Origin of the sequence: Affinirhizobium straminoryzae, from assembly GCF_007004135.1 — a bacterium.
In the GTDB taxonomy this organism is placed as follows: domain Bacteria; phylum Pseudomonadota; class Alphaproteobacteria; order Rhizobiales; family Rhizobiaceae; genus Neorhizobium; species Neorhizobium straminoryzae.
Genome location: NZ_VJMG01000016.1, coordinates 1 through 13,885, shown reverse-complemented (window position 1 = coordinate 13,885; position 13,885 = coordinate 1). Strand labels below are relative to the sequence as shown.

The following is a 13,885-nucleotide window of genomic DNA, read 5'->3' as shown; positions in this document are numbered from 1 at the left end:
GACACTTCCGATGGCGCCGGGAGGACAGAAATGAGCCAGATCACGACAGAGACCGCCACAGAGATCGAAAGCACCGGCACCGAACGGCGGAGGCGCAGCGGCGGCCGCGGCGGCGAGCGGACCCGCAAGCCAGCCGGCGGCGACCGCTATCGCCGGCTCGTCAACCGGCTCGCCCGCACCGAGGTGCTGGATGCCGAGGCGCTGGAGCATATCCATGATGCCTCCCTCACCGTACTGGAAGAGGTCGGCATGGACATCATGCTTCCGGAGGCCCGCGCCCGAATGAAGGCCGCCGGTGCCGACGTGAAGGAGGGATCGGACCGGGTACGCTTCGACCGCGGGCTGATCCTCGACATGATCGCCTCCGTGCCCTCGCAATTCACGCTGCACGCGCGCAATCCGGAGCGGAATCTGGCGATCGGTGGCAACAATCTGGTCTTTGCCCAGATCGCCTCTGCCCCCTTCGTGGCCGATCGGGAGGGCGGTCGGCGAGCCGGCAACCAGGAGGATTACCGCAAGCTCGTCAAGCTTGCCCAATGCTATGATATCGTCCACTGCACCGGCGGCTATCCGGTGGAACCCGTCGATATCCATGCCTCGATCCGCCACCTCGACTGTCTCGCCGATCTTGTGCTGCTGACCGACAAGGTGTTTCACTGCTATTCGCTGGGGCGGCAGCGCAATCTCGATGCGCTGGAGATCGTGCGCATCGGCCGCGGCATTTCGGCCGAACAGTTGGAGGCGGAGCCCTCCCTGTTTACCGTGATCAACTCCTCCTCGCCACTGCGCCTCGATGGCCCCATGCTGCAAGGCATCATCGAGATGTCCTCGCGCAACCAGGTGGTGATCATGACGCCGTTTACGCTGGCCGGCGCCATGGCGCCGGTCACGGTGGCGGGCGCGCTCGTGCAGCAGAATGCGGAAGCTCTGTGCGGCATTGCCTTTTCCCAGATGGTGCGGCGCGGCGCGCCGGTGATGTATGGCGGCTTCACCTCGAATGTCGACATGAAGACAGGGGCGCCCGCCTTCGGTACGCCGGAATACATGAAGGCGGTGATGGCCGGCGGGCAGCTGGCGCGCCGCTACGGCATTCCCTACCGCACCTCAAACACCAATGCCGCCAACACGCTGGATGCGCAGGCCGCCTACGAATCCATGATGTCGCTCTGGGCGCTGACGCAAGGCGGCGGCAATTTCGTGCTGCATGCCGCCGGCTGGACAGAGGGCGGACTGACCGCCTCCTTCGAGAAATTCATCCTCGACGTCGACATGCTGCAGATGGTGGCGGAATTTCTGACCCCGCTCGATGTCAGCCCCGATGCACTGGCGCTCGACGCCATCCGCGAGGTCGGTCCCGGCGGCCACTACTTCGGCACGGGCCACACGCTCGCCCGCTACGAAAGCGCCTTTTACGCGCCGATCCTGTCCGACTGGCGCAATTTCGAAACCTGGACCGAAGCCGGCCGCCCCACCACCTACGACCACGCCAACCGCATCTTCAAGGAAAAGCTCGCAAGCTACGAACGCCCGCCCATCGACCCCGCCATAGAGGAAGAACTGTCCACCTTCGTTGCCCGTCGCAAACAGGAAGGTGGCGTGCCGACCGATTTTTGAGTGTTCTTCAACATGCTTTGAAATCACCGATTTCATACGTCATCCACAAGACAAGGAACAGATCCATAATCTGAAAGTGCCGCCCTGTTTTGGCCTCATGCTCGTTCGATCCTCGCCAAGTTCTGTGGTCGGCCCGCGAAAGGACATTGGATGCCGCAACACGTCTTGCCACTCTCACATTTTCGCACCGCAATACTCGCTGCCTCGATCTCACTTCTGAGTACAGTGACACAGGCTGCGGAGATTTTCTGGGCGAGCGATCCAGTGAAGCCGGGCCAGACAGTCCAGATAACAGGCATGGACCTTGATACGATCCGCCAGGCGTCCATCAGCCGGCTGGACGACGCGGCGGACAAAACCGGGTCGAAGCCGGTTCAGTCAGTGTCCCCCGCACTTCAGTCCGACAAGACCCTTACCTATGTGATCCCGTCAACGCTCGCCAATGGTGTCTATGCGCTTACCCTGCTGGACGCTTCCGGCACAAGCATCACCACCCGCATCAACAGCGCCGATATCTACTGGACGCAAGGCGATGCCGGCGAGAGCGCAACGCCGGGTGGCTGGTTGCGCGTCCAGGGGCGCAACATTGCCCGCACGGCTTCGGCACGTCTCGAACTCACCGCAGAAAATGGCCGGATCACGACCATCAATCCGGATGCGCCAGACATCTGGTCGGCCCGATTTGCCATTCCCGCGGACATGAGGACCGGCACCTATCAGGCGCGTCTGTGGAACGGCAATGGCGACGCCTCGACCTGGCAGGACCTGGGATCGATCACGGTGACGGCGAAGCCGGTGCCTGCGCAGCGCAAGATGGAACTGCGCAGCAATCCCGTCGATGGCCCGGCGCTGGATGATACGGCGCGCATCAACGCAGCCCTTGCCGGACTGGCCAATCAGGGCGGCGGAACACTCGTCCTTCGATCCGGCATCTACCATCTCAGCGGCGGCATCACGATCCCGGAGGGCGTCACGCTGAAGGGCCAGTCCCGCGAACTGGTCAACCTGATCTGGAATGACATGGACCAGCCACCGCCGGCCTTGATCGAAGGTTACCGCAATTTTGCCGTCGAAGACCTGACGATCGATGCGCAGCGCCATTTCGACGTGATCAAGGGCGGCTTTGATGCACAAGGCAAGAGCTGGACGGGCGGCAACTTCATACTTCGTAATCTGCTGGTCAGGGCTTCGGCGTTCATGGGGCACCTCAAGGCCGACGACGCAGCAAGCCGCGACAAGGCACTCACGCAGCAGGAGCGTAACGGCGTCGCAGGTCTTCGGCTGGGAGGTAGCAATATCCTTGTCGAAGGGTGCGACATAATCTCCTCAAATCGTTCGTTCGTTCTCAACGAAGCCAGAAACGCTCGTCTGGAAGGCAACACGTTCACAAACGGCAGGAACGGCTGGTATCATATCGGCGGGTCTCAACGGATCCTGTTTGAAAACAACCGGATCGTCGGAGGGGACATGCAGTCGACTGGCGGCGGGATCGGCAATCTCGGCGGATACCCCCTGTCGAAGGGTGTTCTGATGCGCAACAATTCCTTTGCCCGCTTCTTGTCCGTCGACCGGGAAGCCATGACAAGCGACGGCCCCGGCGGCTACTATTTCGGAACGCTGAAGATACTATCGCCCACCACCTTTCAGATGATCGGTGAACTGGGGGGGATGAAGGATCGCTCCTGGCTCAATGCCGGCCTCTTCGTCCTTGGAGGTCGCGGTACCGGTCTGGTGGTTAACGTCGTTTCGAGGCAGGACAATATCGTGACGGTCGATCGGCCAATCGGGGAGAAGATCGATCCTGCCTCAACAGTGACGATCACGCCCATGCAGGAAGAATATCTTATCATCAACAATGATTTCACCGATGTGGGCGCAGCGCAGATCTACGGCACGGGATATCGCCATGTCTTCGCCGGCAACACGATGACCCGGGGCGCCGGCATCCAGATCTCCGGGCGACGCTACCAGCATCCCCAGCCGAACTTCTTCATCCAGTTGCTCGACAACACGATCCGCGAGCCCGACCTGACGGGCAAGACCGAACTGGCGGTCTATGCCCAGCAGTTCGACGGGAACACCTCGATCCTTTCGCTCGGCAATGTGGTACGCGGCAACACGCTCTCCCAGAACGTGATGCTGCGTGTTGCAGGCAACGCAACCACGATACCGCTTCTGCAGGGTATTCTTGTCGAAGACAATGACATCAGCCAGACCGATATCGGCATCATGATCGGCGCCGGCGTCAAGGATCTGACCCTGCGCAACAACAATATCGCGCAGGTTCGCGTGCCCGTGAAGGGAATGCCGCAGCCATAGCCAGCACCCTTCGGCAACGGCGCCTCATGTCGGCGCCGTTGCCCTGTCCATCCAGACGCGGCGGAACCCTTCCGCGCATCAGACGCCTTCCGCCGCCGTTTCGCCACAAATCTCCCGGATTTTCGCCACATCACCACCTGGTCGTGCCGCCACACACGTTGCCTTCGATCCAGGGCTGTCACCACATGAACGGATGTTCAGACTTATCCTTTTGTTTTTCCATTATTTTGCCGCCTTCACCGAGCATCTTCATGCCGTACCCTGAAGTTCAAGGGTGAAAGGATGAAGGCCATGACCGTACTGAAGACATCCATCACTGCAGGCCTTGTCGCGCTCACGATGACGAGCGCTCTCGTGGCAACGGCGCCAGTTGCAGAGGCGCGCGATCATTTCTGGGCTGGCGTCGCAGCCGGTGCCGTGGGCGGCATCATCGGCGGGGCGATCGCCAACCAGTCCGGGCCCCGTTATGTCGAGCACCGCTATTATGACGTGGCCCCGCCGCCGCCGACCGTCGTCTACGAGCGGACCTACTATCGGGAAGCGCCGCCGCCGCGTCCGCGCTGCCATTTCGAATGGCGCGAAAACAGCTGGGGCGATTCCTACCGTGTCCGCGTCTGCCCTGATTATTGAAGTTTGAATACAGGCGCCGGGCTCCGCTTCCGGCCGCCAGATTCGCAGGGCCCGCCTCGAAATCGATGCGGGCCCTTGACTTTTTGTGTGCAAAGCAGCACATGCATCACAGCTTTCAACCTTCCGGCCGCCGCGTGAGCTGGCCGAGCGACGAGAATGGATCGCAAGGAAGGCGTAAAGGCGCACACAAAGCACGGCCAGACAAGGCCTGCGCCGAAAGCAGTTTCCCACTTGCAAGTTCCCAATTCACGCGGGGTTCTTGACGCCACAGGCAGACCGGACGGCATGGTGTCGTCAGGATGCGGTCTCTGGCGCCCCCGAAAGGTATTCGACTTGACGAATTTCCACGAGCTCGGCCTCGACAAGCAGATCGTCGCCACTCTCTCCAATCTCGGCTACGAAACGCCGACCCCGATCCAGTCCCAGGCCATTCCGCTTCTGTTGCAGAGCCGCGACATGATCGGCCTGGCCCAGACCGGCACCGGCAAGACCGCTGCCTTCGGCCTGCCGCTGATCCAGATGCTGATGAAGGACCCCAAGCGTCCGGACAACCGCACCACGCGCACCCTCATTCTCGCTCCGACCCGCGAACTGGTGAACCAGATCGCCGTCAACCTGAAGAGCTACGTGCGCGGCACGCCGCTGAAGATCAACTCCGTCGTCGGCGGCGCCTCGATCAACAAGCAGCAGCAGATGCTGGAAAAGGGCACCGACATTCTGGTCGCAACCCCCGGACGCCTGCTTGATCTCGTCAGCCGCAAGGCGATCGGGCTGACCACCGTTCGCTATCTCGTGCTCGACGAAGCCGACCAGATGCTGGACCTCGGTTTCGTGCATGACCTGCGCAAGATCTCGAAGATGGTTCCGAAGAACCGCCAGACGCTGCTGTTCTCCGCCACCATGCCGAAGGCGATCGCGGAACTTGCCAAGGACTACCTCACCGATCCGGTGAAGGTGGAAGTGACCCCGCCCGGCAAGGCCGCCGACAAGATCGAGCAGTATGTGCATTTCGTGGCCGGAAAGAACGACAAGACTGTGCTTTTGAAGGAATCGCTGCGCGCCAATCCGGATGGCCGCGCCATGGTGTTTCTGCGCACCAAGCACAGCGCCGAAAAGCTCTCCAAGCATCTCGAACAGGTCGAGTTCAAGGTGGCCTCCATCCATGGCAACAAGAGCCAGGGCCAGCGTGAACGCGCGCTCAAGGCCTTCCGGGATGGCGAGATCCGCGTTCTCGTCGCCACCGACGTCGCCGCCCGCGGCATCGACATTCCGGGCGTGACGCATGTCTTCAACTACGACCTGCCGGAAGTGGCAGACGCCTATGTGCACCGCATCGGCCGCACGGCGCGTGCCGGCCGCGATGGCATCGCGATCGCCTTCTGTGCACCGGATGAAACCCGCCTGCTGCGCGACATCGAGCGCCTGATGAACATCGAGATCACGGTCGCTTCCGGCGAACGCCCGTCCGAACTGCGCAGCCCCGAGCGGCCGCAGAAGGCGCGTGGCGGCCAGGGCCGTGGCAATGGCCAGCCACGTGAAAGCGGCGCCCGAGACCATGGTGCGCGCGACGGGGGCAACCGCGATGGCGGCCGCAACGCCCGCCGTAGTGCCGCTCCGCGCCCGCAACGTCCGCGCGAGGATGCCTTCGACAGCGATATCGCCGCGACCTCCGATCTCGGCCAGCCGCGCAAGAAGCCGTTCGGCGCCAAGCCGGCGACCGGCGACAACCGCAAGCGCGGCAATGGCGGCGAAAACCGCCATGCCCCGCTGGGCGCCCATGAAGCCGGTGCCCAGCGCACCCACCGCAACGGCCCGAAGCCGTCCGGCCATCGTGGCGGTGCAAAGCCCGCCAATGGCGGCCCGGTGAAGTTCGGCGGCAGCGACAATGGCGGCCAGCGCCGCCGCGACCGCGCCTGATATCATCGGCCAGGCTCACACCATTCACACCCGCTTCCGGCAACGGAGGCGGGTGTTTTGTTGTCCGGGTTGGCAGCACGCTCTCCGGCAGCCTGAGCTGTCATGAACGGGCTCGCAAGGAGGACAGCGTCCTCTGTCTCCGGCCTGCATGTCACGCCGACCGGTTCACCAGATAGACGCCCGCCACCACGATCACCGTGCCGGCGATCATCGGTGCTGTCATGGGTTCGCCGAACACCAGCGTCGCCTCGACGGCCACCAGCGGCGGCATCATGTAGAGCAACGAGGCTGTGCGGGACACCTCGCCGCGGCGGATGAGATAGAGCATCAGCCCGACGCCGCCCATCGACAGGCCGAGCACCGACCAGGCCATCGAGGCAATGGCCGCCAAGGTGGCATCGAAGCGCAGCGCTTCGAAACCGACTGCCAGCGGCAGCGTGACGGCAACGGCTCCCAGATATTGCCAGACGGCGATGGTGCGCAGGTCGCCCCCACCGAGATGACGCTTCTGATACAGCGTGCCGAGCGTGGCGGAGACCATGGCGGCCAGATTGATCAGCAGCGGCAGGGCGCTGCCGCTCAGGCCCGTCTCGCGGACGGCGGAAAACTGCGGTGAAATCGCCAGCAGAATGCCGATAAAGCCGAGCAGCAGCCCGAGGATCTGCAGCCGCCGCAACCGCTCCCGGAGCAGCAAGGCCGCAAACAGGGCGGTCAGCAACGGCTGCAGTCCGGCGATGATGCCGGAGAGGCCGGCTGGCACGCCCTGTCCGATCGCCCACCACAGACCGGCGAGATAAAGGCCGTGCAGCAGCACCCCGCAGATGAAGGCATGCAGCATCAGGCGCCGCGAGGCCGGCCACGCGGCGCCTGCCCCTTGCGCAACCAGTGCGAAGGCAAGTGCCGCCAGCGCATGCCGCAGGGCAAGGAAGGTCAGCGGATCGGCATGCATGGCGGCGATCTTGGCAACGATCCAGCCGCTCGACCACAAAATGACGAAAATGGCAGGCGCGAAGCGAGACAGCATGGAAAATTCGGCCCCGTAAATGATGCCGCACAAGCGGGCAAGGCAGCGGTAAAGACTGGCTGAATTTCAGTCAAAGGAGAAAAACTGAAGCCTTCGGACAGAAAAACTGACAGCAAGCGCCTGAAAAGGAAGGAAAGGAAAAAGACCCGTCCTGCGAGCATTTGCACAAGCTTTGTGCGCTTTTCACCGACGTCTGCGAAGGCCGATTCCGCCTTTCCAAAGAAATTGCCGCTTCCTTGCGCAGGGTGCTTGCAATGCTCCAGACCTTGTACTTTTATGGTCGAAAACGGGGAATACACCATTGGCATTTGATGAAATGTTGACTGCGGACAACCATCCGCGCCCACCCTACAAGACCTACCAGGAGTGGTATGACGCCCAGGATCCGGCGCATCTGATCCAGAAATCCCGAGACGCCGAGAACATCTTCCGCAAGACCGGCATTACCTTCGCCGTTTACGGTCACGCCGATTCCTCGGAAAAGCTCATCCCCTTCGACATCATTCCCCGCATCATTTCCGCCCGCGAATGGCGCAAGCTCGCCCAGGGCATCGAACAGCGCGTTCTGGCGCTCAACGCCTTCCTCGACGACATCTACCACAAGCAGGAAATCATCCGGGCCGGGCGCATTCCCCGCGCACTCATCGAGAAGAACGATGCCTTCCTGCCGGAAATGATCGGCTTCAAGCCGCCGGGCGGCGTCTACACCCATATCGTCGGCACCGACATCGTGCGCACCGGCGAGGACCAGTTCTACGTGCTGGAAGACAATGCCCGCACCCCCTCCGGCGTCTCCTACATGCTGGAGAACCGGGAAACCATGATGCAGATGTTCCCGGAACTCTTCACCATGAACAAGGTGCAGCGGGTGGAGGATTACCCCTATCTGCTGCGCCAGTCGCTCGCCTCGCTCGCACCGCCCGGCTGCAAGGGTCGCCCACGCGTGGCTGTGCTCACCCCCGGCATCTACAATTCCGCCTATTACGAACATTCCTTCCTCGCCGACACCATGGGCGTGGAACTGGTGGAAGGCTCGGATCTGCGCGTCATCGACGGCAAGGTGAAGATGCGCACCACCCGCGGCTACGAGGCGATCGACGTGCTCTACCGCCGCGTCGATGACGATTTCCTCGACCCCCTCACCTTCCGCCCGGATTCCGCGCTCGGCATTCCCGGCATCATGGACGTCTACCGCTCCGGCAACATCACCATTGCCAACGCGCCCGGCACCGGTATTTCCGACGACAAGGCGATCTATTCCTACATGCCTGAGATCGTCGAGTTCTATACCGGCCGCAAGCCGATCCTCGAAAACGTGCCGACCTGGCGCTGTTCCGAGGCCGACAGCCTGAAATATGTGCTGGAGCATCTGGAAGAGCTGGTGGTCAAGGAAGTGCACGGCTCCGGCGGCTATGGCATGCTGGTCGGCCCCACCGCCTCCAAGAAGGAGCGCGCCGATTTCGCCGAAAAGCTGAAGGCGAAACCGTCCAACTACATCGCCCAGCCCACACTATCGCTCTCCACCGTGCCGATCCTCGTCAACAAGGGCATCGCGCCGCGCCACGTGGACCTGCGCCCCTATGTGCTGGTATCCGACAAGGTGAAGATCATTCCGGGCGGGCTGACCCGCGTGGCGCTGAAGCAGGGCTCGCTGGTGGTCAATTCCAGCCAGGGCGGCGGCACCAAGGACACCTGGGTACTGGAAGATTGAGGGCGTAAGGCAATGCTGGGAAGAACTGCAAACGGCCTCTACTGGATGTTCCGTTACATCGAGCGCGCCGAAAACATCGCCCGTCTGGTGGATGCGGGCCTGCGCGTCTCGCTGACGCGCACGGGCTCTACCGATGGCGACTGGGACGGCGTGCTGCAAAGTGCGGGCGTGCGTGATGCCTTCGGCGAGGTACATGACACGGTGACGGCGGCCAATGCCATCGATTACCTGCTGCGGGATACCGCCAACCCCTCCAGCGTACTCTCCTGCATCGAGGCGGGGCGCAACAATGCCCGCATGGTACGCACCGCGCTGACACGCGAAACCTGGGAAGCCACCAACGAGTGCTGGATCGAGCTGAAGCAGTTGCTCGGTCGCAAGGTGAAGGCGGCCGACCTGCCGGAGGCCATCGACACGATCAAGCGGCGGGCCGGCCTCATCCGCGGCGCCTTCCACGGCTCCATGCTGCGCAACGATCTCTACAATTTCTCGCGCATCGGCACCTTCATCGAACGCGCCGATAACACCAGCCGCATTCTCGACGTGAAATATTACGTGCTGTTGCCGGCTGTCAGCCAGGTCGGCTCCTCACTCGACAATTTCCAGTGGGAATCGATCCTGCGCTCGGTCTCCGCCCACCGGTCCTATGGCTGGGTCTATGATGCGGAATACCGCCCCTCCAACATTGCCGACTTCCTGATCCTCAACGTGCGCATGCCGCGCTCGCTCGCCTATTGCTACGAGAAGATCGTCAGCAACCTGCATTATCTGGAGGAGGATTACGGCCAGCGCCACCGCGCGCATGATACGGCGGCCGCCATCAAGTCCATGCTCAAGCGCGGCTCGATCTCCGACATCATGGACCAGGGCCTGCACGAGTTCCTGGAGGATTTCATCAGCCGCAACAACCAGCTGAGCGCAGACATTTCAGAAGGCTACCGCTTCTACCAGTGAGCGGACCCGGGGGAACGGACAAGCCGTCATGCATTTGAAGATTACGCATACGACCGAATATCTTTACGACGAGCCGGTGGCCTATGCCCTGCAGCGCCTCAGATTGACGCCGCTGCCCGGCCTTGGCCAGACGGTTCTCAACTGGGCGGTTGCAGTGGACGGCGCCAAGGTGGAGGCCGGCTATCGCGACCAGTTCGACAACTGGGTGGAACTCGTGTCCGTGGAGGGCGGCGAGCACCTGATCCGCGTCACCGCGCGCGGCGAAGTGGAAACCGTGGACCGCACGGGCATTGTCGGCCCGCATACCGGCTTCGTGCCGCTCTGGCTCTATCTCAGGGAAACACCGCGCACGAGACCCGGCAAGCTGGTGCGCGATCTGGCCCGCAGCGTGAAGGGCGACAGCGAGCTGGCGCAGATGCATGCGCTGATGGAGGCGATCCACGAGACGGTGGCCTACCAGCCCGGCAGCACCGATTCCGAAACCACGGCCGAACAGGCGCTGGAGGCGAAATCCGGCGTGTGCCAGGACCATGCCCATATCTTCATTGCCGCCGCCCGCCAGCTGCATCTGCCGGCCCGCTATGTTTCCGGCTATCTGCTGATGGACGGCCAGATCGAGCAGGTGGCAACGCATGCCTGGGCGGAAGCGCACATCCCCGGCCTCGGCTGGGTGGGGTTCGATGCCGCCAACAAGATCTGCCCGGACGAGCGCTATGTGCGCGTGGCAACCGGCCTCTGCTACCGCGACGCAGCGCCGGTCTCCGGCATGCGCATCGGCTCGGCCGGCGAAAACCTGAAAGTGTCGCTGACAGTCGCAGCCGCCGGCGCACAAAGCCAGAGTCAGGGCGAGAGCGGACAGAGCCAGACACAGGCCTGAGCCTTTCGCCCGTGCGCGCCAGACGTTGAGGCTCGTCCCGGCGCGCCATGGGGAGCCGGGCGTTGCCCATCCTCGGCAGAGGCGACGGCGGCTTGTTACCGGGCGGCCCGGGTCTCTCAGGGAGAATTTTGCAATACAGGCAGATCCAGGGTCAGGCCTGACCGTTCTGGCGATACGCATTATGTGCTTATGTTTATCCCGTGGTGAACAGAGCAGCCGGTCGGACGTCTTCGGTCAGGGCGAGACCGGGTAGAACCTGGAGGCCTTGTCGGGTCGGGGAATTCGGCGACGCTAGCAGAGCCGAACGCAGGCCTGATTTTCGGCGCCGTCATCACCAGTGCTGATGCTCAGCTGGCAACGACCCGGACGGCACGCTGATGAATGTGCTGACCGGACGCGACGCCCGCGCAATCCCGGCGGCCGGAACATGTCGGTGAATTCGATGGCGCAAGCCTTGCGCCATATCCGGATGCTCTTCTCCGCCTGATCCGGGTGTTGCCACACGAAGGTTTCTCATTCGTGCGGGGCGCATCCATTCCTTCATTACGGCGCACGGGAGCCGCGCGGCGGCGGACCTCTGTCCGGTCCGCGCAACCGAATTGCCGCAGGAGAGCACATGCTGTTTGGCCGGTCCGTGTTCCAGACCATCCTGACCCGGCTCGATGCCGAGGAACCGGACGAGGTGCCGGAGCCCAGAACACCGGCCTATCGCATTGCCGGCCTCGGTGCTGGCTTCGTCGTGGAGACAGCAGGCGCCGACCTGTCGGACGAGGCTGGCCACGACCTGCTGGCTGGCTTCGATCTTTCCCGGGACCGCGAAGCCGAACCACCACTGACTGCGCCGTCAGCACCCGCCCTGCCCGTCATGCCGGCCCATCTCGCCCGCCTCTCGGAGGCCGAGGTGGCCGAAGATCTGGCCCTGACACCCAACGACACGGCCGAAGATCTGGCCGAGCGCCGTCGCCGCTTCGCCCGGCTCAACCACCCGGACCTCGTCCATCCCGACTTCCGCGACCAGGCCACGCGCCGCATGATGCTGGCGAACATGCTGATCGACCGGGCACTGCGCCTTCCTGCACGATGAGCCCCCCACACAACTTTCCGCGTTTTCCCGATTGATGCGGACCCCGACCTTTGTTATGAACCCTCCACCGGCAAGAACGTTGGCCTTCCAGCGATTCTCGAAAGCACCCGTAGCTCAGCTGGATAGAGTGTTGGATTCCGATTCCAAAGGTCACAGGTTCGAATCCTGTCGGGTGCGCCATTACATGATGATCTGCATCGCCACATAAGCGCGGACTGGATACCGCTAAGCGTGGACTGTGAACCCATAACCGTGGATTCAGTGCGAGGTCGATCCGCAACTCCACCCCAATCCGACATCGCGTTGATGATGCCCTTCCGAAGGCATATGGAAGCGAAACTGGCATGAGCTTCCGAAGCGCACGTTCCCGATGACTTCCTTAACTGTTTGCTAACCATAAGACTGTGAAAGCGGCTTCCAATCCGAGCATCGTTTCCCGCAGAGGTTGGGCGTTCTTTTGGCAGAATGCCACGGAGGCACTCTCGAGCGTTAATGAGGATACTTTGCGGGGACCGGGAAATCAGAATGTTAGCTTCACAGGCGACATCTTATAGCAGTGTCTCTACGTACTAATTGGCAACATCACAGCAAATTTTATAGCTTTACCTGTCAATCCCCAAGTCACCCATCAGCACAATTCGTTAAAAATAGGGGAGCCGTTGTCAACAATTTAAATTACTGTAATATAATGACTTTTGAGGATAGACTGTTTCAGTCGGCGCCAAATGAAGCGCTCACGGCGCGTGGCGAGACGTATCCTCAAACGTGCATCTCAAGGCTTTGGCTGCCTCAGTGTGCGCTTATTGCGCATCATTCGCGTAGAAAATGAGAGTCGGCGGTCTTGTATAGAAAAGGACTTAGAACGTTTCTGGCTCCGCGCTGCATCGCTCCATCTTACAACCCCTTTTGCATGCCGCTCACTCGCCGAGCTGTGGTTATACGCCGCATGCACGCTTTCGTTGACAACCTCGACTAGGATTCGAACTATGCGGCTAAGGCGAACGCCATGATTCGCGAAGCTCGGAACGGCGATCTTGAAGCACCAGTATCAGTCACGAGTCCTTGCGATGGATGACAAGGATCTCGAGCATTTCGTAAAGGACTGGATAGAAAGCCGCGTCCTCGAATATCGCCAATGGCAACGATGGGGCCAGACAGGCGACCTGGGCAGGGACGTCGTGGGCTATGTGACCGACCATCGTCACGAAGGCCCATGGGACAACTTCCAGTGCAAGCAGCTCAAGCAGCGCCTCTCGCTGCCCGGCGCGCTACGGGAGCTGGGAAAAATCTTCAGACATTCTGCCGCGGGTGAATACTCCCTGCCTCGTCGCTACACCTTCGTCGCGCCGCGAGGCGTCGCCAGAGGCGTGCAGGCCTTGGTCAGTCACCCGGAGAGGTTCCGCACGGCAATGATCGACCGTTGGAGCGAGGATATCGCGGATAAGCTCGTCGACAACGACACGGTCCCGCTGACTCCTGAGATCGAAGCGAAGATTCGCGAGTTCGACTTCAAGAACGTCGACTGGCTCGATGCTGAGAGACTCGTCGCGGACCCGTATTGCCTGCGTGTCCTTGTCGGATGGTTCGACGCGGATCCGGGACGAGCGCCTCGAGGTGTCGTTCCAACCGAGATGCAGTCGAGCGAAAGCGTCTACGTCTCCCAGCTTCTTCAGGTCTACGGCGAGCGGTCGCAGCAAGCTTTCCAGGATTCGTCCGATGTTCTGGGTGCGCCAGCACATCGGACGAATCCTGGAA

Annotated in this window: 9 protein-coding genes, 1 tRNA gene and 1 pseudogene; 10 read left to right on the top strand and 1 reads right to left on the bottom strand. The window is 62.0% G+C overall.

Features of this window, described 5'->3' with window-relative positions; all coding sequences use genetic code 11:
• Nucleotides 1-30: 30 nt before the first annotated feature.
• From FNA46_RS07105 to FNA46_RS07090, 4 genes are all read left to right on the top strand, one after another.
• Complete coding sequence (locus tag FNA46_RS07105; RefSeq protein WP_143124425.1) at nt 31-1,614, top strand: trimethylamine methyltransferase family protein; 1,584 nt, start codon at nt 31-33, stop codon at nt 1,612-1,614.
• Nucleotides 1,615-1,911: 297 nt separating this feature from the next.
• Nucleotides 1,912-3,933: a right-handed parallel beta-helix repeat-containing protein gene (locus tag FNA46_RS07100; protein WP_185969756.1), complete on the top strand. Its 2,022-nt coding sequence runs from the start codon at nt 1,912-1,914 to the stop codon at nt 3,931-3,933.
• Nucleotides 3,934-4,224: 291 nt separating this feature from the next.
• On the top strand, nt 4,225-4,563 hold the full coding sequence (locus tag FNA46_RS07095; RefSeq protein ID WP_143124423.1) for a hypothetical protein: 339 nt from the start codon (nt 4,225-4,227) through the stop codon (nt 4,561-4,563).
• A 285-nt stretch (nt 4,564-4,848) separates the two neighbouring features.
• Complete coding sequence (locus tag FNA46_RS07090; RefSeq protein ID WP_246102923.1) at nt 4,849-6,480, top strand: DEAD/DEAH box helicase; 1,632 nt, start codon at nt 4,849-4,851, stop codon at nt 6,478-6,480.
• Nucleotides 6,481-6,631: 151 nt separating this feature from the next.
• Here FNA46_RS07090 and FNA46_RS07085 read toward each other — a convergent pair whose 3' ends face one another.
• Nucleotides 6,632-7,504 (bottom strand): DMT family transporter, encoded by an 873-nt coding sequence (locus FNA46_RS07085; RefSeq protein ID WP_143124421.1) that lies wholly within the window; start codon nt 7,502-7,504, stop codon nt 6,632-6,634.
• 301 nt (nt 7,505-7,805) lie between these two features.
• On the opposite strand from FNA46_RS07085, the gene FNA46_RS07080 reads away from it, so the two are divergent.
• From FNA46_RS07080 to FNA46_RS07055, 6 genes and pseudogenes are all read left to right on the top strand, one after another.
• Nucleotides 7,806-9,215 carry a circularly permuted type 2 ATP-grasp protein gene (locus tag FNA46_RS07080; protein WP_143124420.1) on the top strand — a complete coding sequence of 470 codons (1,410 nt, stop codon included), beginning with the start codon at nt 7,806-7,808 and terminating at the stop codon, nt 9,213-9,215.
• 12 nt (nt 9,216-9,227) lie between these two features.
• Nucleotides 9,228-10,169, top strand: a complete 942-nt coding sequence (locus FNA46_RS07075) for an alpha-E domain-containing protein (RefSeq protein WP_143124419.1) — start codon at nt 9,228-9,230, stop codon at nt 10,167-10,169.
• Nucleotides 10,170-10,197: 28 nt separating this feature from the next.
• Nucleotides 10,198-11,046, top strand: a complete 849-nt coding sequence (locus FNA46_RS07070) for a transglutaminase family protein (protein ID WP_143124418.1) — start codon at nt 10,198-10,200, stop codon at nt 11,044-11,046.
• 616 nt (nt 11,047-11,662) lie between these two features.
• Nucleotides 11,663-12,130: a hypothetical protein gene (locus tag FNA46_RS07065; protein ID WP_143124417.1), complete on the top strand. Its 468-nt coding sequence runs from the start codon at nt 11,663-11,665 to the stop codon at nt 12,128-12,130.
• A 103-nt stretch (nt 12,131-12,233) separates the two neighbouring features.
• Nucleotides 12,234-12,310, top strand: a tRNA-Arg gene (locus FNA46_RS07060).
• An 887-nt stretch (nt 12,311-13,197) separates the two neighbouring features.
• Nucleotides 13,198-13,885 (top strand): annotated as a pseudogene (locus FNA46_RS07055) (hypothetical protein); the annotation flags it as partial.

Coding starts and splice junctions, on each gene's coding strand:
- FNA46_RS07105 (WP_143124425.1), top strand. CDS start 31: ATGAGCCAGATCACGACAGAGACCGCCACAGAGATCGAAAGCACCGGC.
- FNA46_RS07100 (WP_185969756.1), top strand. CDS start 1,912: ATGGACCTTGATACGATCCGCCAGGCGTCCATCAGCCGGCTGGACGAC.
- FNA46_RS07095 (WP_143124423.1), top strand. CDS start 4,225: ATGACCGTACTGAAGACATCCATCACTGCAGGCCTTGTCGCGCTCACG.
- FNA46_RS07090 (WP_246102923.1), top strand. CDS start 4,849: ATGGTGTCGTCAGGATGCGGTCTCTGGCGCCCCCGAAAGGTATTCGAC.
- FNA46_RS07085 (WP_143124421.1), bottom strand. CDS start 7,504: ATGCTGTCTCGCTTCGCGCCTGCCATTTTCGTCATTTTGTGGTCGAGC.
- FNA46_RS07075 (WP_143124419.1), top strand. CDS start 9,228: ATGCTGGGAAGAACTGCAAACGGCCTCTACTGGATGTTCCGTTACATC.
- FNA46_RS07070 (WP_143124418.1), top strand. CDS start 10,198: ATGCATTTGAAGATTACGCATACGACCGAATATCTTTACGACGAGCCG.
- FNA46_RS07065 (WP_143124417.1), top strand. CDS start 11,663: ATGCTGTTTGGCCGGTCCGTGTTCCAGACCATCCTGACCCGGCTCGAT.